At 64.8% G+C, this 18,270-nt stretch carries 18 protein-coding genes; 6 read left to right on the forward strand and 12 right to left on the reverse strand.

The features are described from left to right. Nucleotides 1-8 precede the first annotated feature (8 nt). Both J3A71_RS23685 and J3A71_RS23690 read left to right on the forward strand, forming a co-directional pair. A complete protein-coding gene (locus J3A71_RS23685; RefSeq protein ID WP_209953348.1) occupies nucleotides 9-1,214 on the forward strand; it encodes a transporter associated domain-containing protein in 1,206 nt (401 codons plus the stop codon). Between the two features lie 273 nt (nucleotides 1,215-1,487). Next, nucleotides 1,488-2,786, forward strand: a complete 1,299-nt coding sequence (locus J3A71_RS23690; RefSeq protein ID WP_102690157.1) for an MFS transporter — start codon at nucleotides 1,488-1,490, stop codon at nucleotides 2,784-2,786. 567 nt (nucleotides 2,787-3,353) lie between these two features. On the opposite strand, the gene purT is transcribed toward J3A71_RS23690, so the two are convergent. The 5 genes from purT to J3A71_RS23715 form a co-directional block, all read right to left on the reverse strand. Beyond that, a complete protein-coding gene (purT, locus tag J3A71_RS23695) occupies nucleotides 3,354-4,535 on the reverse strand; it encodes a formate-dependent phosphoribosylglycinamide formyltransferase (protein WP_016501237.1) in 1,182 nt (393 codons plus the stop codon). Between the two features lie 76 nt (nucleotides 4,536-4,611). After that, entirely contained in the window at nucleotides 4,612-5,079 is a 468-nt protein-coding gene (locus J3A71_RS23700; RefSeq protein WP_010952556.1) for a VUT family protein, read from the reverse strand. 86 nt (nucleotides 5,080-5,165) lie between these two features. Continuing rightward, nucleotides 5,166-5,363, reverse strand: coding sequence for a DUF1289 domain-containing protein (locus J3A71_RS23705; protein ID WP_016485139.1), 198 nt, complete (start codon nucleotides 5,361-5,363; stop codon nucleotides 5,166-5,168). After that, on the reverse strand, nucleotides 5,353-5,877 hold the full coding sequence (locus J3A71_RS23710; RefSeq protein ID WP_016485138.1) for a gamma carbonic anhydrase family protein: 525 nt from the start codon (nucleotides 5,875-5,877) through the stop codon (nucleotides 5,353-5,355). Before J3A71_RS23710 ends, J3A71_RS23705 begins: the two co-directional genes overlap by 11 nt. A 44-nt stretch (nucleotides 5,878-5,921) precedes the next feature. Next, nucleotides 5,922-6,521 carry a CoA pyrophosphatase gene (locus tag J3A71_RS23715; protein ID WP_016485137.1) on the reverse strand — a complete coding sequence of 200 codons (600 nt, stop codon included), beginning with the start codon at nucleotides 6,519-6,521 and terminating at the stop codon, nucleotides 5,922-5,924. Nucleotides 6,522-6,644: 123 nt separating this feature from the next. On the opposite strand from J3A71_RS23715, the gene J3A71_RS23720 reads away from it, so the two are divergent. The 4 genes from J3A71_RS23720 to J3A71_RS23735 all read left to right on the forward strand — a co-directional run bounded on the left by J3A71_RS23720 (nucleotide 6,645) and on the right by J3A71_RS23735 (nucleotide 14,179). Beyond that, nucleotides 6,645-7,202: an NUDIX hydrolase gene (locus tag J3A71_RS23720; RefSeq protein ID WP_016485135.1), complete on the forward strand. Its 558-nt coding sequence runs from the start codon at nucleotides 6,645-6,647 to the stop codon at nucleotides 7,200-7,202. A 25-nt stretch (nucleotides 7,203-7,227) separates the two neighbouring features. Continuing rightward, nucleotides 7,228-7,782 carry a L,D-transpeptidase family protein gene (locus J3A71_RS23725; RefSeq protein WP_016485134.1) on the forward strand — a complete coding sequence of 185 codons (555 nt, stop codon included), beginning with the start codon at nucleotides 7,228-7,230 and terminating at the stop codon, nucleotides 7,780-7,782. Nucleotides 7,783-7,942: 160 nt separating this feature from the next. Then, on the forward strand, nucleotides 7,943-9,625 hold the full coding sequence (locus J3A71_RS23730) for a ShlB/FhaC/HecB family hemolysin secretion/activation protein (RefSeq protein ID WP_145913299.1): 1,683 nt from the start codon (nucleotides 7,943-7,945) through the stop codon (nucleotides 9,623-9,625). Between the two features lie 27 nt (nucleotides 9,626-9,652). Next, nucleotides 9,653-14,179 (forward strand): hemagglutinin repeat-containing protein, encoded by a 4,527-nt coding sequence (locus tag J3A71_RS23735; protein WP_209953350.1) that lies wholly within the window; start codon nucleotides 9,653-9,655, stop codon nucleotides 14,177-14,179. Between the two features lie 85 nt (nucleotides 14,180-14,264). Here the strand turns inward: J3A71_RS23735 and J3A71_RS23740 are convergent, their stop codons facing one another. The 7 genes from J3A71_RS23740 to gspG form a co-directional block, all read right to left on the reverse strand. Next, on the reverse strand, nucleotides 14,265-14,924 hold the full coding sequence (locus tag J3A71_RS23740) for a general secretion pathway protein GspN (protein ID WP_209953352.1): 660 nt from the start codon (nucleotides 14,922-14,924) through the stop codon (nucleotides 14,265-14,267). Continuing rightward, on the reverse strand, nucleotides 14,921-15,307 hold the full coding sequence (gene gspM, locus J3A71_RS23745; protein ID WP_209953355.1) for a type II secretion system protein GspM: 387 nt from the start codon (nucleotides 15,305-15,307) through the stop codon (nucleotides 14,921-14,923). Before gspM ends, J3A71_RS23740 begins: the two co-directional genes overlap by 4 nt. Further along, a complete protein-coding gene (gspL, locus tag J3A71_RS23750; protein ID WP_102690023.1) occupies nucleotides 15,304-16,380 on the reverse strand; it encodes a type II secretion system protein GspL in 1,077 nt (358 codons plus the stop codon). The genes gspM and gspL overlap by 4 nt, the downstream gene beginning before the upstream one ends. Next, nucleotides 16,377-16,967: a prepilin-type N-terminal cleavage/methylation domain-containing protein gene (locus tag J3A71_RS23755; protein ID WP_016485128.1), complete on the reverse strand. Its 591-nt coding sequence runs from the start codon at nucleotides 16,965-16,967 to the stop codon at nucleotides 16,377-16,379. The genes gspL and J3A71_RS23755 overlap by 4 nt, the downstream gene beginning before the upstream one ends. Nucleotides 16,968-17,029: 62 nt before the next feature. Continuing rightward, nucleotides 17,030-17,398, reverse strand: coding sequence for a type II secretion system protein GspI (locus J3A71_RS23760; protein WP_016485127.1), 369 nt, complete (start codon nucleotides 17,396-17,398; stop codon nucleotides 17,030-17,032). Further along, nucleotides 17,395-17,832: a type II secretion system minor pseudopilin GspH gene (gene gspH, locus J3A71_RS23765; RefSeq protein WP_096425652.1), complete on the reverse strand. Its 438-nt coding sequence runs from the start codon at nucleotides 17,830-17,832 to the stop codon at nucleotides 17,395-17,397. Before gspH ends, J3A71_RS23760 begins: the two co-directional genes overlap by 4 nt. Nucleotides 17,833-17,834: 2 nt before the next feature. Further along, nucleotides 17,835-18,269 (reverse strand): type II secretion system major pseudopilin GspG, encoded by a 435-nt coding sequence (gene gspG, locus J3A71_RS23770; RefSeq protein WP_016485125.1) that lies wholly within the window; start codon nucleotides 18,267-18,269, stop codon nucleotides 17,835-17,837. Nucleotide 18,270: the final 1 nt, after the last annotated feature.

Raw genomic sequence — 18,270 nt, forward strand, 5'->3', positions numbered from 1 at the left:
GGCCGCTCATGGACACACTGCCGTACGCACCGCTATTCGGCACTTTGGCACTGGCGCTGCTGTGGTCGGCGCTGTTCACCACGGTGGAAGCCGCCCGACTGCAGCTCAATGGCACCCTGCGCGCCCACGAGGACGGCCAGCCCGTGCTCCCGGCACAGGCCCTGGTGCTGTGCGCCAGCCTGGGCAAGCTGCTGGTGTTGGGCCTGGCCTGCCTGGTGGGCCAGCGCCATAGCGGCGAGCACGGCTTCTGGCTGGCAGGGCTGGCCGCAACCCTCACCTTGCTGGTGTTTGCCGAGTACCTGCCGCGGCGCCTGGCCCGGCGCAACCCACAGGCATGTGTCAACCTCGGTACCAGCCTGCTGAAAGTGCCCCTCGCCCTGCTGCAGCCACTGGCCTGCCTGCTGGACGGTTTCGCCAAGCTGCTGCTGCGCCCGTTCCGCGTGCAACCCACGGCCGTGGCCCTGCACCCGCAGGAAGCCGACGACTTCGACGAAGACGAGGAGCACGAAACACCCCGCCATGGTCTGCTCGATGGCCTGCAGGCGCTGGACAAGATCACCGTCAACGACATTCTGGTACCGCGCAACGAAGTGGACGGCATCAACCTCGACGAGCCGATCGAGCGCATCATCGAGCAGTTGATCGTCAGCCGCCATACCCGCTTGCCGGTCTACCACAACGACATCAATCAGGTCGAAGCAATCCTCAACACCAAGCTGATCAGCCACCTGCTACCCAAGGCCGACCTGACCCTGGAGGCACTGCACGGCGCCTGCTACGAACCCTATTTCGTGCCGGAAAGCACGCCCTTGCAAATGCAGCTGCTGAACTTCCACAAGCAACAGCGCCGGTTGGGTGTGGTGGTGGACGAGTACGGCGAGGTGCAGGGCATCGTCACCCTGGAAGACATCCTCGAAGAGATCGTTGGCGAGTTCGAGGACGAACAGAGCCTGGAAAACCCCCATGTACACCCGCAAACCGATGGCACCTTCGTCATCGACGGCAACGCCTCGCTGCGCGAGATCAACCGCACCCTGGGCTGGCACCTGCCCTGCGACGGCGGGCCGAAAACCCTCAACGGGCTGGTGACCGAAGCGTTGGAAAGCATCCCGGAAACCGCCGTTTGCCTGAAGATCGGCCGCTATCGCCTGGAAATCCTCGAAACAGAGGACAATTGTGCCAGCAAGGTACTGGTTTGGACGGTGACCCGATAGCTATACTCGGGTCACGCTTACCCAGCCCCGCCGCCACGCCTGCTACCCGCACCCGGCGTTCCACGGCCAGTCCGCTCCACTGACACGCCCTGCGGTCCTGCTTCAACACCCCGAACAGTGCCCGCGCCGCCCCTACCCCCCTTGGGCTATCGTCAGTCGTGCGCACACAACAACAAAACGCTCCGGCGCCCGCGCAACCGTGCCTGCCTTTTTTCGGCACGCCGCTGCGGGCCATGCCCATGGAGCCGGACCAGACTGTCAGGGACCTATTCAATGACAAGCAGCACCTATGCCGAAGCGCCTGATGCGCCGGTCAACTCGCCCGCGCGGGTCGCCACTGCCAGCTTCATCGGCACCGCCATCGAGTTCTACGATTTCTATGTCTACGCCACCGCTGCAGCCCTGGTGATCGGCCCGGTGTTCTTCCCGTCCGGGTCGAGCACCGCGCAAATGCTGGCAGCCTTCCTCACCTTTGGCATCGCCTTTCTCGCCCGCCCGCTGGGTTCGGCGCTGTTCGGCCACTTTGGCGACCGCATCGGCCGCAAGTCGACCTTGGTTGCCTCGCTGCTGCTGATGGGCGTCTCTACCACGGCCATCGGCGTGCTGCCTGGCTATGACAGTATTGGCGTGTGGGCGCCGATCATTCTTTGCCTGCTGCGCTTTGGCCAAGGACTGGGCCTGGGCGGTGAATGGGGTGGCGCGGCGTTGCTGGCCACCGAGAACGCCCCGGAGGGCAAGCGCGCCTGGTTCGGCATGTTCCCGCAGCTGGGCCCTTCGATCGGCTTTTTGGCCGCCAACGGCCTGTTCCTGACCCTGGCCCTGACGCTCAGCGACGAGCAGTTCCGTGAATGGGGCTGGCGTATTCCGTTCTTGCTCAGTGCCGCGCTGGTACTGGTGGGCCTGTATGTGCGCCTGAAGCTTGAAGAAAGCCCGGTCTTCGCCAAGGCTGTCGCCCGCCATGAGCGGGTGAAAATGCCAGTGTTCGAGCTGTTTTCCAACTATTGGGTGCCTACCCTGCTGGGCGCTGCAGCGATGGTGGTGTGCTATGCGCTGTTCTATATCTCCACGGTGTTCTCGCTGAGCTATGGCGTGACCACGCTGGGTTACAGCCGCGAGACATTCCTTGGCCTGCTGTGCTTCGCGGTGGTGTTCATGGCCTTGGCGACGCCGCTGTCGGCCTGGCTCAGCGACCGTTACGGGCGCAAGCCGGTGCTTATCGTCGGCGGCCTGCTGGCGGTAGCCTCAGGCTTTACCATGGAGCCGCTGCTGACTTCGGGGTCGACGGCCGGTGTGGCGCTGTTCCTGGCGATCGAGCTGTTCCTGATGGGCGTGACCTTTGCGCCGATGGGGGCACTGCTGCCTGAACTGTTCCCGACCCACGTGCGTTATACCGGGGCTTCGGCGGCGTACAACCTGGGCGGCATTGTCGGCGCCTCGGCGGCACCGTTCTTTGCCCAGAAGCTGGTCAGCATGGGCGGGTTGAGCTGGGTGGGGGGATATGTATCGGTCGCGGCGGTGATCAGCTTGATTGCCGTGCTGTGCCTGAAAGAGACCCGTAATACCGCACTTTGAGTGGACCGGGGCTGCTTTGCAGCCCATTCGCGGGACAAGCCCGCTCCCACAGGATTGCCACAGGCCTCAGGCATTGCGAGTGGTCTGTGGGAGGCCATTCGCGGGGCAAGCCTGCCCCCACAGGATTGTCACAGGCTGCAGGCATTGCGATTGATCTGTGGGAGGCCATTCGCGGGACAAGCCCGCTCCCACAGGATTATCACAGGCTGCTGGCATTGCGAGTGGTCTGTGGGAGGCCATTCGCGGGACAAGCCTGCCCCACAGGATTATCACAGGCCGCTGGCATTGCGATTGATCTGTGGGAGGTCATTCGCGGGACAAGCCCGCTCCCACAGGATTATCACAGGCCGCTGGCATTGCGATTGATCTGTGGGAGGTCATTCGCGGGACAAGCCCGCTCCCACAGGATTATCACAGGCTGCAGGCATTGCGAGTGGTCTGTGGGAGGCCATTCGCGGGACAAGCCCGCTCCCACAGGATTATCACAGGCCGCTGGCATTGCGAGTGGTCTGTGGGAGCGGGCTTGTCCCGCGAATGGGCCGCAACGCGGCCCCATACGGTCTCAGATCAGAACTCGACCTTGACCGCCTGGGAAGCGCGGGTCGCCTTGGCCCGTGCCAGCTCCACCGACTCGTCACGCGCCAGGCACACGCCCATGCGGCGAGTACCGTTGATTTCCGGTTTGCCGAACAGGCGAATGGCCGTGTCCGGCTCGCTCAGTGCTGCGCCCAGGTTAGCGAAGCTGGTCTGTTGCGACTGCCCTTCTGGCAGAATCACCGCCGACGCCGACGGGCCAAACTGACGCACCACCGGAATCGGCAGGCCGAGAATGGCACGGGCATGCAGCGCGAACTGCGACAGGTCCTGGGAAATCAGGGTTACCAGGCCGGTGTCATGCGGGCGCGGCGACACTTCGCTGAACCACACCTGGTCGCCCTTCACGAACAGTTCCACACCAAACAGCCCGCGACCGCCAAGGGCATCGGTGACTGCCTTGGCCACGCGCTGCGACTCGGCCAGCGCTTTCGGGCTCATGGCCTGCGGCTGCCACGACTCCTGATAATCGCCCTTCTCCTGGCGGTGGCCAACCGGCTCCAGGAAGGTGGTACCGCCAACGTGGCGCACGGTCAGCAGGGTGATTTCGTATTCGAAGTCGATGAAGCCCTCGACGATCACCCGCCCCTTGCCGGCGCGGCCACCTTCCTGGGCGTAGTCCCACGACTTCTGCAGGTCGGCATCGCTGCGCAGCAGGCTCTGGCCCTTGCCGGACGAGCTCATCACCGGCTTGACCACGCACGGGTAACCCACATCGGCCACGGCCTTGGCGTAGTCTTCATAGGTGTCGGCGAAGTGGTACGGCGAAGTCGGCAGGTCCAGCTCTTCGGCGGCCAGACGGCGGATGCCTTCACGGTTCATGGTCAGCTGCGTGGCGCGGGCGGTCGGCACCACGTTGAAACCTTCATTTTCCAGCTCGACCAGGGTGGCGGTGGCGATGGCTTCGATTTCAGGGACGATATAGTGCGGCTTTTCTGCCTCGATCACCGCGCGCAGGGCAACGCCATCGAGCATGTTGACCACGTGGCTGCGATGCGCGACCTGCATGGCCGGGGCATTGGCGTAGCGGTCGACGGCGATCACTTCGACGCCCAGGCGCTGCAGCTCGATCACCACTTCCTTGCCCAACTCGCCACAGCCGCAAAGCAGTACACGGGTCGCGGTGGGCGACAAGGGGGTTCCGATACGGGTCATTTCAGGTCCTCGAAGGCGTCCGGGGCCGCGCCAGGCTTTGCGCCGCCCGCTGAAAAAGGACCGCTATTCTACACCATCAACCGGCGACGGCGGCCCGTCGGGCGCGAAATGCCATGGCCAGCCACACGGCAGTGACACCGGCGAACTTTGACGCCATCGCGGTGCCAATCACCGCCGGGGTCAGGGCGCCGATCATGCCGAAAAAGATGAAGGTATCCACCGGAATGCTCAGCGCCGAGCTTAGCCACAGGCGGTCACGCAGTGGCCGGCGGGTAATGCTGAACACCAGCCAGTCGATCAGCTCGGAAATGAAGAACGCGGTGGCGCTGGCCAAGGCAATGGCCGGCTCCGAGGTGACATAGGACAGCACCAGGGCCACCAGCATGGCAACCAGGGCACCATGGCCGAAGCGGGTCTGCACCATGTCGCGCAGGATGAACACCAGGCCGCCCCAGGCGGACCAGATGATGTCCAGGTGCGGGGCGCTGGAAAAGGCGTAGTTGATCAGCACTACGCTGCTGATGTAGGCAATCAGATAGAACATGGCGGGTCGTCTGTGGGCAAGCCGAACAGATTACCGCTGGCGCCCCCGACAGGCAACGCCGTCCCTGTAGCAGCCTTGTGTCGCGCCTACAGGATGAGGCCAGCCTCTACTGCCCGTTCATGGCAAAGCTTGAGCACCGCCCGGCGCTCATCATTGTCCATCCGCCCCCAGCGGCCAATCTCCGCCACGGTACGCTGGCAGCCCGTGCAGATATCCTGCTCGTCCAGTGCACAAATGCTCACGCACGGCGAAGCTACCGGCCGCTCTGCAACATCACTCATCATCAACCACCAGCTCCTGAGCATAACGCTGGGCATTGTGCACGTAATGCGCGGCACTGGCTTCAAGCATGCGTTTCTGCTGTTCTGTCAGTTCACGGACTACCTTGCCGGGCGAGCCCATCACCAGCGAACCGTCCGGGATTTCCTTGCCCTCGGCGATCAGCGCATTGGCGCCGATGATGCAGTGCTTGCCAATGCGCGCGCCGTTGAGGATCACGGCATTGATACCGACCAGGCTGTAGTCGCCCACCGTGCAGCCATGCAGCATGGCGTTATGACCAACGGTAACGCCCTTGCCCAAGGTCAGCGGCGAGCCCATGTCGGTATGCATCACCGTGCCGTCCTGCACGTTGCTGCCTTCGCCAATATCAATGAGCTCGTTATCGCCGCGCAGCACCGCGCCAAACCACACGCTGGCATTGGCCTGCAGGCGCACGTTGCCGATCAGCGTGGCGTTGGGTGCAGCCCAACTGGTGGGGTGGCTTTCGACCCGCAGGTCGCCCAGGCGGTATTTCATGCATGCTCCTCAGGCTGGAACGCAGACGGCGGGGTGAGCCCCGCTCAGGTTTCGATGTAACGCTCTGGTGGCTGGTGCAGGCTGATGCCGGCATCAAACAGCACGTTGACCAGTTCGACGATCATGATCGCCGACAAGCCCCAGATCTTGTATTCGCCATAGCGGTAGCTGGGCACGTACCAGCTGCGCCCCTGATAATCGATACGGTGGGTATGGTCGCGCGGGTCCTGGCGGAAGAATTCCAGCGGCACGGTGAATACTGCCGCGATTTCGGCATCGTTGGCACGGTATTCGACGAAGTCGGGAATAAGCCCGACGAATGGCGTCACTTTAAGGCCATGCAGCGAAACAAGCGGGCTGAGCGGGCCTATCACTTCCACCAGCCCAGGCGGCAGGCCGATCTCTTCCTCGGCCTCGCGCAGGGCGGTAAACACCAGGTCCGGGTCTTCCGGGTCGCGTCGACCACCGGGAAAGGCCACTTCGCCACCATGGGTGGACAAGCCCTTGGCGCGCAGGGTCAGGACCAGCTCGGGCGCTTCGCTGCGGGTAATGGGCAAAAGGACCGCCGCTTCAGGGAACCGCCGGTCGGTTTCCAGTGATGCGGGTTGGTGGTTGCTCATTCGGCGAAGTAGCTCGTCCAGCATTGCGCACGCTCGTATCCAAGGCCTGCCTTGCATGATGCACCAAAGCCGCGAAGCACCCAAGCCCCTGCGCTTGCGGCAGACCTGCCTGCACGCCAAGATAGCCCTGAACAAAAGGAACCTCACATGAAATTCTGCAGCGCGTGCGGCCAGCCGGTCACTCAGCGGATTCCCGAGGGCGATAGCCGCCTGCGGTATGTCTGCGAGTCTTGCCAGACCATCCACTACCAGAACCCCAACATCGTCGCTGGCGTACTACCGACCTGGGGCAGCCAGGTGCTGCTGTGCCGGCGCGCCATCGAGCCACGCCGTGGCTTCTGGACCCTGCCTGCCGGGTTCATGGAGAACGGCGAAACCATCGACCAGGCCGCCCGTCGCGAAACCGTCGAGGAAGCCTGCGCCCGGGTCGGACCCATGAGCCTGTACCAGCTCTTCGATTTGCCGCACATCAACCAGGTGCATGTGTTCTTCCGCGCAGAACTCGCAGACCTGGCGTTTGATGTGGGTATCGAAAGCCTGGAAGTGCGGTTGTTCGAACAACATGAGATTCCGTGGGGCGAGCTGGCTTTCCGCACCGTCACACGCACACTAGAATGCTACTATCGCGACCGCATCGGGGCGCACTACCCCATAGGCCATGAGTACCTGCCGCCGATGAACGTCTCGACCTCGACCTCTACTTAGAAGAAGCCTTCAGGGATACCGTTCCATGCGCTGGTTGCTTGCCCTTTTCTGCCTTTGCGTTACCTCGGTGTCCCAGGCGGCCTTCACCGAGACCATCATCCGCAAGCCTGTGCCGGCAGCGCAAACGCCGTCGCCTTCGCAGCAGGCCATGCAACCGCTGATCGACAAGGTGCTGGTGATCAAGTCCGAGCGTCGCTTGCAACTGATCAGCCGTGGCGAGCCGCTGAAAACCTACCGCATTTCCCTGGGCAAGCAGCCCAAGGGCGCCAAGCAACGCGAAGGCGATAAAAAAACCCCTGAAGGCCTGTACTGGCTGGACTGGCGCAAGCAGAGCGACCGCTTCAACCTGGCCATGCACATCAACTACCCGAACGTGAGCGATGCCGCCCGCGCCACGCGCGAAGGGGTGAGTGCCGGCAGCATGATCATGATTCACGGCACGCCGATCAACGACGAGTACCCGGAGTGGTACTTCCATACCCTGGACTGGACCGACGGGTGTATTGCCATGCGTAACCGTGACATGCAGGAGGTCTGGGACCTGGTACGTGATGGCACGTTGATCGAGATCAGGCCCTGATATAGGGCCTTCCGGCAAAGGTTGTAGGAACCTTCCCACCATTTTACGCGACCTTGCCTCACAGTTGCTTAGGCAAGGTACTGCATCCAGGCGAATGCCTTAATTTTTAGCATCCACGCAGACGAGTACGAAGACCGTACATCATTTGCGGGGTGTATCAATGCCGTGCCTGTTTTACCGCATCGCCCGTTGGCTGCCAGCCAGTTGCCTGTCAGGCCTGTTGTCCATCGCCCAGGCGCTGGCCGACGACCCGGCCAGCCAGCAACTGCGCGATCAACAGCATGGGCTGCGGCAGCTGGAGCAACAGCAGCGCCTGGAACGCTGGCAGCGTGCGCCCGCCGCAGCTCAACCCACCGACAGCACGCCTCACCGCCCGCACGACGCCCGCTGCTGGGCAGTCGATGGCGTGCGCGTGGCGGGCAACCACCAGCTTTCAGACACGGCGCTGGCGCCAATCATCCGCGCCCTCACCCCTGCCTGCATGGGCATCGCCGACATAAACCGGCTGCTCCAGGCCATCACCCGGCGCTACGTGCAAGCCGGCTATCCGACCAGCCGACCTTACCTGCGGCAAGCACCAGAGAACGGCGCACCGTTGGACATCGTCATACTCGAAGGCTTTGTCGAATCCATCGAACTGGCGGGCCCCGACCTGCCCTTGTCCCTCTCCAGCGCATTCCCGGGCCTGCTTGGGCGGCCACTGTACCTGCCAGACCTTGAACAAGGTCTGGACCAGCTCAACCGCCTGCGCGCCTACGAGCTGACCGCCACCCTGCTGCCCGGCGAACTGCAGGGCGGCTCGCGCGTGGTGGTGCAGCCAGACAAGGTCGCGTCACGATGGCACCTGGACAGCCGCTTCGACAACCGTGGCAGCGAGCTGACCGGTCGTCACCGCGTCAACCTTGGCATTGGCCTGGACAGCCCCTTGGGCCTCAATGATGACCTGCGCCTGTCGCTGACCAGCACCGTGCTCGATACCCCTGGAAAAAGCCAAGGTCTATCGCTGTACTACAGCATCCCCTATGGCGCCTGGTCGCTGTCGCTCAGCGCCAGCGAACTGCGCTACCAGGCGCCGCTGCCCGGCAGCGACAAGGCTGCCGACGGCAGCAGCAGCTATCAGGGCCTGGGTATCGAACGGGTATTGTGGCGCAACGCGCAAGGCATGCTCAGTGCCAGCGTGCGGCTGGACCGCAAGCAATTGGTCAACCGCAGCGCTGGCGCTGTCATCGTCCAGCAAAGCCCGACACTGACTACGGTGGAAGCCGGTATCAACCTGCTCTGGCTGGAGGGTGGTTTGTGGAACGGCTACCTCGGGGTTGCCCAGGGCATTGACGCATTCGGTGCCGACCAATCGCCACTGGGTGCGCAGCGCCTGCGCCCGGACTTTCGCAAGTACCGCGCCAGCCTGCTGCACCTGCGCCAGGGCCCGGCCCGTAACCCATGGCGCTGGCAGAGCGAGCTGGGGCTGCAGTACAGCGGCGATCAGTTACCTGCCGTCGAGCAGTTACTGGTCAGTGACGACTCTGCCGTGCGGGGGTTTCGTCTGCGCACTTACTCCGGCGCCAGCAGCGCCGTCTGGCGCAACACGTTCAGCCAACCGCTGCCCCTCCCCTGGGCTTCTCCCGTCCAGGTTCGCCCGTACATCGGCCTGGATCTGGGCTGGACCCGTACCGCCCAAGGCAACCCGTCACAACGCCTGGCAGGGGCGGCCGCCGGGCTGGAGCTGAGCCTGCCCGGCAGCCGCCTGCGCCTGGACTACCAACGCGCCTTGAACGCCAGCGACCTGCCCCGCCCGCTGCTGGAACCGGGGTTTTGGGTACTGGACTGGACCCTGAGCATCTGATTCACCCACAACAAAGAGAACGAGAAAATGCAAACACTCTCGCAGTTACCGCCCATTCGCCCGAACACCCTGCGCTGGGCCATCTTCCTCGCCTTGCTCGGCTCCAGCGCCGCACTGGCAGACAGTGCGCTGGAGGCAGCCAGCGGACCGGGTGGCATGCCGGTCATCCACAACGGCCACGGAATACCGGTGATCGACATCGTGCCGCCCAATGCCAGCGGGTTGTCCCACAACCAGTTCATCAACTACAACGTTGGCAACCCTGGCCTGGTGTTGAACAACGCCACCGGAGCCGGGCAGTCGCAACTGGCCGGCGCCTTGGCCGCCAACCCGCAGTTTCAGGGCCAGGCCGCTTCAACCATCCTCAACGAGGTAGTCAGCCGCAACGCTTCAATGATCGAAGGGCCGCAGGAGATCTTCGGGCGCCCGGCCGACTACATCCTGGCCAACCCCAATGGCATCACCCTCAATGGCGCAAGCTTCATCAACACCACGCGCGCAGGCCTGGTGGTTGGCACCCCGGAATTCGAGCAGGAGCAACTGCGCTACCTCGACACGCTCAACGCCAGCGGCTCTCTGCAGGTACTGGAGCAGGGGCTGAGCAATACCGCTGGCGCCATTGAACTGATTGCGCCGCGCGTGGACAGCAAAGGCCTGCTGATGGCCAGCGAAGCGCTCGACATCACGGTCGGGCGCAACCGTATCGACAGCCGCAGTAGCGAGGTGGTCGAACACCTGCCCAGCCCCACGTCGAGCATTGATGCCAGCCTGTTCGGTGCAATGCGCGCTGGGCGGATCCGCGTGGTGAGCACGGCCGAGGGCGCAGGCGTGCGGGTGGGCACATCACAGATTCTGGGCACGGAGGGGGTGGAAATACGCTCGGCGGGGCGTCTGCATGTCAGCGGCGAGGCCGACACCCCCGCCGAGCTGCGCAGCGAGCACGGTACACTGAAACTCACCGCTGCCGATGACCTGACGCTTGAAGCGGTCGACGGCCAGGCCCCGCGAATCGAAGCCAAGGCCGGCAAGAAGCTGACGCTGGATGCCAAGACCCGCGAGCGCATCGAACACGACACTGACAGCTGGAACAAAAAGTTCTTGTTCATCACCCGCGAAACCTACAACCGCAAAACCACCACCACCGAGCAGCAGCAACAGGGCAGCCAATTGCTGGGCAGTGACAGCGTGCTGCTGCAGTCCGGTGACGACATGCGCATGACCGCCGCGAACGTGGCGGCAGGCAACACGCTGACGGTAGACAGCAGCGCCGGCCTGGACATCGTGGCCGGCATCGACAGCCAGCGCGTCGAAGAGCAGGTGCGCCATCGCAAGGACTTGTGGCGCGGTGACCGGGATACCGATCAGCTGAAGGAAACCGCAAACGGCAGCACTCTCGGCGCCACGCACATGACGATCAAGGCAAGCGGCAACCTCAATGTTCAAGGCAGCAGCTTGCAAAGCCGCGGCGATATGGCCATCCATGCGAAACAGGCTGATATCGGCACCACCACCCTGCAAGAACGCGGAACCGGGCGTAACTACCGTGGCGACCTGGTATCAGGCACCTTCTTTGCCGACCGCGAAGGGAACGACAGCGAGGGCCAGGCCATTGCCGGCAGCACAGTTGCCAGCGATGGCAAGCTTACCGTGACAGCCGAACAGGTCGCCATCAAAGGCAGTACCGTGCACGGCAAACAGGACGCGGTGCTTTACAGCGACAAAGGGGCGCTGGCCATCGAGGCTGACCACAGCCGCAGCACTTCCACCCACCGTACCCAGGACAGCAAGCTGTTCGGCCTGATTGGCAATGAGCATGAAAGCACGGACCGTAAACAGCAGGTACTGGTCAGCGACGTCAGCTCGGCCAGCAACCTGCGCCTGGCCAGCGCCGCCGATTTACGCATCCAGGGCGCCAAGATCGAAGCTGGCAAGCACTTGCAGGTCGAGGCTAAAGGCGATCTGCGGGTGGGCAGCGCGCAATCGGTCGATGAGCGCGAAACCCGCGACCAGCATCGCGGCTTCACAGCCAGCGCCAGGCAAACCCAGGAAGCCGAGGATGGCAAACCCGAGTCCCGCCAGTACGCAGCTGGCGTGGCGTACGAGGTGGCTACCAGCACCAGCAGGCAACGCACGACCGGCCAGGTCGCCAGTGAACTCAAGGCTGCCTCGGTGGGCATGAACAGTGGCGCACACCTGCAGGTCAATGCCAGCAAGGTCCAGGCCACTGCCGGTGGCCTTGATGTACAGGCGCGTAAAACGACGCTGGGCGCAGCCCGCAATGACCGCGACGCGACCACCAGTACCACCCACAGTGGTGGCGGTTTGACGGTAACCGGCGGCATCGACCGGCTGGGCAGCGCGTTCGAAGGCCATCACAACCGCGAGTTGCGGACTGAGCGCGAAAGCAAGGTGCAGCGCAGCGAGTTGCAAGCCAGCGGCGATCTTGAATTGCGCAGCGACGACCTGGTCACCGAGGCCGCACGCGTCAAGGCCGGCAACACCTTGCAGGTGACCGCAAAACGCATCGACAACCGCGCGGTGCAGGATACCCAGGCGCATGAGCAGCGCCGTGACGACTGGTCGGGCAGCCTGGGCGCGAGTGTCGAGTACCGCGACCTGACCCGCCCCATCGAACGCCTGGTACTGGGTGAGGAAGCCGCTCGCTTCCAGCAGGCCTCGCCCGAAGATGCCATGGCGCTGCCCAGCGCAGGTGCCGACATGACCGTCGAGCACCTCAAGCGCCTGGAAAACCAGCGCCGTGGTTTTGCCCAGGTGAGCGAGCTGTCAGGGGCCAAGGCCGAGGTCAAGGCCGACGCCCTTGCAGACCAGGGCACCCAATGGCGGGCCACTGCCGGCTCGCTGAAGATCGAGGCGCAGCAACATGATTTGCGCGCCGCCAGGAACAGTGAGGAAACCAGCGTACAACGTCTGGCCTATGGCGGCGACGCACGCCTGGACACCAGCACCGGCAAGGACCTGAATGTGCGCGTGGCAGGCAAAGGCGGGTCGCTGGATAAAAAGGATAGCGCCAGCACGGCTGTGCCGGGCAGCCTCTACGGGCAACAGGGTATCCAGGTCCAGCTGGGGAGCGATGGCCGCTACGAAGGCGCCCGCATCGATGGCGGTGAAGGCAGCGTGGTCATGCACAGTGCCGGCTCGCTGGCCCTGCTGCAGGCGACCGACCAGGCCGAACAGCAGTCACGCCAGCTCGACGGCAATGCCTGGACCAAAGTCGGCAATCGACCAGGCAGCACCGGTGTCGATGGCCGTGGCTATCTCGACCACGGCCAACAGCTGAGCACGCAGACCAAGGCCCAAGTGGCGCAAATCGACGCCAAAGGCGAGGTGCAGCTGACCAGCACAGGCGACCTGATGCTCGAAGGCACCCGCATTGGCAGCCGAGCGGCCAAGACCGGCGACATTCTGGTGCAGAGTGGTGGCCAGCTGCAGGTCAAGGCCGCCAGCAATACCCAGCAAGCCACCGGCGCCAAGCTGGGCGGCGGCCTGGAACTGGCGGTGAAGGCAGGCGAGACCAAGGGGGGCGCCATAGGCGGCCACTTCAGCCACGGCAAGCAGAACGAAAAGGCGCGGCAGGCGGTCGATGCCCAGTTTGCAAGCAACGGCACACTGACCCTGAGCAGCAACGCCCGCGAGGACGTCGCCCTGCACCTGCAAGGCCTGCAGGCCACGGCCGGGCAGATCAGCCTCGAGGCCCCGAATGGCGGCATGCGGGTGGAGGCCTCCTCCAACCAGGAGCAACGCGACAACCTTGACATCACCGCCGGTGCCGGTTTCAACATCGCCCAGGGCGCACTCGACACACGCGGCGTACATGGTCGCCTGAAGGTGGCACTCGACAAGCGCGACAACCTCACCTGGAATGCCAGTGACCTGCGCGCCGAGCGCATCGACCTGAAAAGCCTCAGCGACACCCGGATCGAGGGCACAAGCCTGGAAGCGGGGCACATCGGTGGCGCGATCGACGGTGACCTGTACATCGCCAGCCGCAAGGACAGCGTCGATACCCTGAGCGTGAACGGCGATGCCAGGCTCAGCCAGGAGAAAAACCCGCAGGGCTATGTCAACGCAGCCACTTCGATGGCAGGGCCGCTGGCGAGCAAGGTCGAGAAAAAGGCCGGTCCGGCCCTGAGCAAGGCTGAGCCTGGGTTCTCGCCAACCTTCAGCCTTGACGTGTCGCATGTGCAGCGCGACGGCGTGGCCCATCAGGCCGTGCTCAAGGGCCGCGACGGTATCGACCTGCAGGTCGGTGGCAATGCCCGGTTGCTGGGGGCACGCGTGCAGTCGGCCAAGGGCGACGTGGTGCTCGACGCCGACGCGGTCACCCGGGAAACGCTGAGCGGTAGTGACTATCGCCGGGACGTGTCGCTCAATGCATCCAACTCGCCAGTGGACCTGGGCACGGCCATCGCCGAGATGGCCAAGGGCAAAGGGGCTGCGGAGGGGGAAAATGCGCTGGACCTGGGTGTATTGAGGACCAGTGGGTACAGCCGCAGCGAGCAATGGGCTTCGAGTGTGCAGGGTAAGAAAAACTGAAGCACACGCGCAGGCCGCGCAAGACCAAGTCGAGCGGCCCCGGCAGGAGCAACCGCCCCTGCCGGGGGCCGCGTCAGGTTGCGTTTTACCAGCGTAGGTCTCGCTGCCCCGCCAGCGCCTGGGGCCCGAGCCATTGGGCGCCCCGCAACAATGGCGTCAGTGCCGCCTCTGGTTGCAGCTCGAATACCACCTCTGCCCGGCGCGCCCCCAGGTCGGCATCCACGGCCAGTTGATGCTGCCCCTGCTGCGCCAGTTGCCCACGAAGCCGCCACCCACTGTGGCAGTCCATCTCCAGCCAGCCCTGCCCCAAGCCCAGTGACCATGGCTCGCTCAGGGCCAGGTCGTTTACCGTTACGCGGCCTTCGCTGGCTCGGCATAGCCGCCCTGCCCCCTGCACCTTCAACGCGCCCTGCCACTGACCCGCCAGACGATAATCCGTGGACACCGTCGCCTCGGCGCCCCGTGCGGTAACCTCCATCTGCCAGCGCCATGGCCAGCCCGCGATGTGCAACTGCCAGCCCTGCCCCTGGACGCCAAACTGCGCATCCGCCTGCAAGTGCCAAGGCTGCACCGCCCAGCGCAGCGGCCCGACTGGCCCTAGCTGATGTGCCTGGCCTTGCCAAAGGCTCCCGCTCACCTCACGCATTGGCAGGCCGGACGCACGCACCAGCCAATTGGCCGGCAGCTCAACCAGCAGCGTCAGCACGAAGACCAGCAGAACCCACACCATCGCTCTGCGGTTCATGGCTGCACCCGCACATCGAACCGTAACCCCTTGCCATCCATCTCCAGCCCCCATTGCAGCGGCTGTGCGCCTTCTGCGCGCAGGCTTTGCAACCAGCCTTGCAGGGCCCGCTCATCAGCCACCTGGCCCTGCAGTTGCCAGGTGTTGCCCTGCACATCGACCTCGGCCAGTTCGATCTGCCGGGCCTGGGCCGACTGGCGTAGCCGTTCCAGGTTCAGCCCGGGGCCGCCATGCAGGTTGGCGGCTTGTTCTGCCAGCCCCCGCCACTGGCTGAGCTCGCGCCATTGCGCCAAGCCCTCGCGCACCGCCAGGAAGGTCAGCAACACGGCAATCAGCAACCAGGCGAATTTCAGCCGATGGCGCTGCATCCAGGCCCGGTTCATGCGGCCACCCCCAAGTCGAAGACCACTTCACCACCCTGTACCTGTACGGCAGCACCGGCAGCGTTGGCCATGTCCTGCCAGGGTGGCGCGGCGCCGTCGCCCTCTAGCCGCAAGTGCCAGCGCTGGCCGTCGAAACGCACCGCTTGCAGGCGCCAGCCGGGGTGATCCTGCAGCCAGGCCTGTAACGCTGCCTGCAGGTCTTCAAGCTGGCGGGTGCGTACCTGCTGCTGAAGCTCGCTTTCGCGCAGGCGCTTGAGGGCCTGCGCGGCGTGGCGTGGGCTGGCCTGCTCGCCCGTCACGGCAATGACCTGAGCGCGCCAAAGTTGTGCCTGGCGCCATTGCTGGCTCAACCACAGCCCGCCCCAGACTGTCGCCAGTACCAGGCAGGCTGCCAACAGTCGTTGCTGCGGGCGTGAAACGTCGGGCAACGAAGGGGCCTTGCGTGCACGTTCGAACAGGCCGGGTATCGTGTCGAGCGGCGCAAGCGCGCCTGGCCAGTTTCCACTCAGCGGCACGCTTTGCAGATGTGCCCACGGTTGCTGCGGCGTCTCACCCAGTGCTTGCGGCCATGCCAGCCAATGCTCCTGCCCGTCCTCGGCCAGCCCTTTGTACAAGGACATGCCGGGCGTGCGCTGCCAATGCCAGGCGGTGCCTGCCTCAGGCCCCGGCAGCAACTGCAACTCCGCCCAGCAACGCTCTACCTGCCAGCCCCATGCGGCACACTGCCCGCGCCAGCCGTCCAGTTGCTCACGCGCCACCACCAGCAAGCGAAGGTGCCCCGGCGCACGGGCCAGGCACGCGCAGCTGACTTCGTCCGGCGGTTGCAGCAAGCGGTCTTCGAGCAACAACGGCCACTCCTCACGCTTGAGCCCGGGTGGGGCGGGCACGTGGAAGAGGCTGCAGGCCTCGGCAGGCAGAATCAGGGCAACCCGGGCTTGCAGGTTAGCCGGTGGCTCACCCTGCCCCTGGCTTTGCACGGTGCCACCGTCCGCCAGCGCCCAGTGCCAGACATCACCCGGGCGCAGCAGCAACCAGGGCTGAGCAAATCTGCGCTGTCGCCATTCAAATTTCATGAGCGCCCCCACGGGAGGGCGAAGGTGCAGACATAAGGTGCTCCATCACGCTGCAGTTCCAGGCGCACGCCACGGCCGGGGTGCGCAGGCTGGTCAGAAGGCCAGGCCAGCCAACGGCCGCCCTGGTAATAAAGGATATTCATGGCACCGACCCGGTCGAGCCGCTCACGCTGTACCCAGTGCGGTGCGGCGGCGGCGTACAGGTCGGCCGAGCTTTCCAGCAGCAGGCGCTGCTCACGGGGCTCGAAGCGCAAGCGCTGGCGTTGCAGGCGCGAGCCGCCTTCGGCTTGCGGCAGGCCGGTGGTGGCAACCCACTGCAACTGGTTGCTTGCCGGTTGCCAGTCCAGCCAGCGGCTGGCCAGCGGCAGACGCTGGTCGTAGACGCGGCGCAGCACCGGGCTGTCGAAACGCCGCTCAAGGGCCAGGCAAAAGTCCAGCACCGAGGTTTCCTGGGTGGTCACCTGCAGGCGCTCGCGCACTTTCAGCCAGCCATTGACCAACGCAGCGAGCATGATGCCGAGCAGGACGGTCAGGGCCAGGGCGACCATCAGTTCGATCAGGGTAAGGCCTGCCTGGCGGCGCTTCATGTATTGATGCTCGGGTTCAATGCCTGCACAGAACCTTTGTAGGAGCAGTGGTGGCGAGCTTGTCATGGGCGCTCCAGAAACACGGTGTACTGGCCCAGTGGCACGCGCTGGTCGCGGTCGGCGAACAGTTGCAGCTCGCCACGGCGCAGGTCGCGCACACCAGTGCGGCGCAGTTGCAGTTGCCAATGACACGGCTGGCCACCCTGGCTCAGTTCACCCCTCACCGGGTTGGCGGCAGGCCAGAATTGCTCGACGGCGAAGCGTGTTTGCAGTTCGCGGGCACACAACAGGCCAAGGCGGTGTTGTTGCAGGTTGTGCTGCACGGCCAGGCGCTGACGCAGGACCTGGCTGGTGATCACCGCCAGCACAGCGGCGATCGCCAAGGCCACAGTGACCTCCAGCAAGGTGAAGCCACGCTGGCGTCGCTTCATGGTGCAACCGCTACCTGTAAACGGCCATCGCGGCTCCAGGCCCATTGCTGGCTGCCATCGGCCCAGCGCCAGCGCACGCTGCCCGGCTGTGCCCAGCCATGCGGGGTAAACACCAAGTGGGGCTGCGGGCTGGCGGGCCAGTCCGGGTGCAGGCCCTTGGGCCAGTCGCCAAGCCCGACCGCTTCGACCACCCAGGCATTCCCCTCACGCCGCACGAACTCCGGGCGTCGGCCATTCCAGCGCAGGCCCCGCAGTTGCCCGGCATGCCGGGCCAGCGCGGCCTGGGCGCGAGTTTCGCTGGCCAGGCGTTGCAGGGCCTGATCGACACGGGCCTGGCCACCGCCGAGGCCGACCACTGCCAGGCCTGTCATCAGCCCGGCGATGGCCAGCACCACCAGCAATTCGATCAGGCTGAAGCCCCGCTGACGGCGCACCCTTACAGCGCCCAGTTACCCAGGTCGGCATCCTGGCCTTCGCCGCCTGGCTGGCCATCGGCACCCAGCGAGTACACATCAACCCGGCCATGTTCACCGGGCATGCGGTACTGGTACGGGGTGCCCCACGGGTCTTGCGGCAGGCGTCGCACATAGCCGTCGCTGCGCCAGGCCCGCGGCAGCGGTTCCTGGCTAGGTTTTTTCACCAGTGCGGCCAGGCCCTGCTCGCTGCTGGGGAAGCGCAGGTTGTCCAGCCGGTACATGTCCAGCGCCTGCTCCAGGGTGGCCAGGTCGGCCATTACCTTCTGCTTCATGGCTTTGTCCTGGTTGCCCAGCACGCTGGGTGCAACCACGGCGATCAGCAGGCCGATGATGAAGATCACCACCATGATTTCCATGAGGGTGAAACCGCGCTGGCGGTTACGTCGATGCTGCATG

The sequence above is a fragment of the Pseudomonas sp. PvP089 genome, assembly GCF_017875165.1.
Lineage (GTDB): Bacteria > Pseudomonadota > Gammaproteobacteria > Pseudomonadales > Pseudomonadaceae > Aquipseudomonas > Aquipseudomonas fortuita.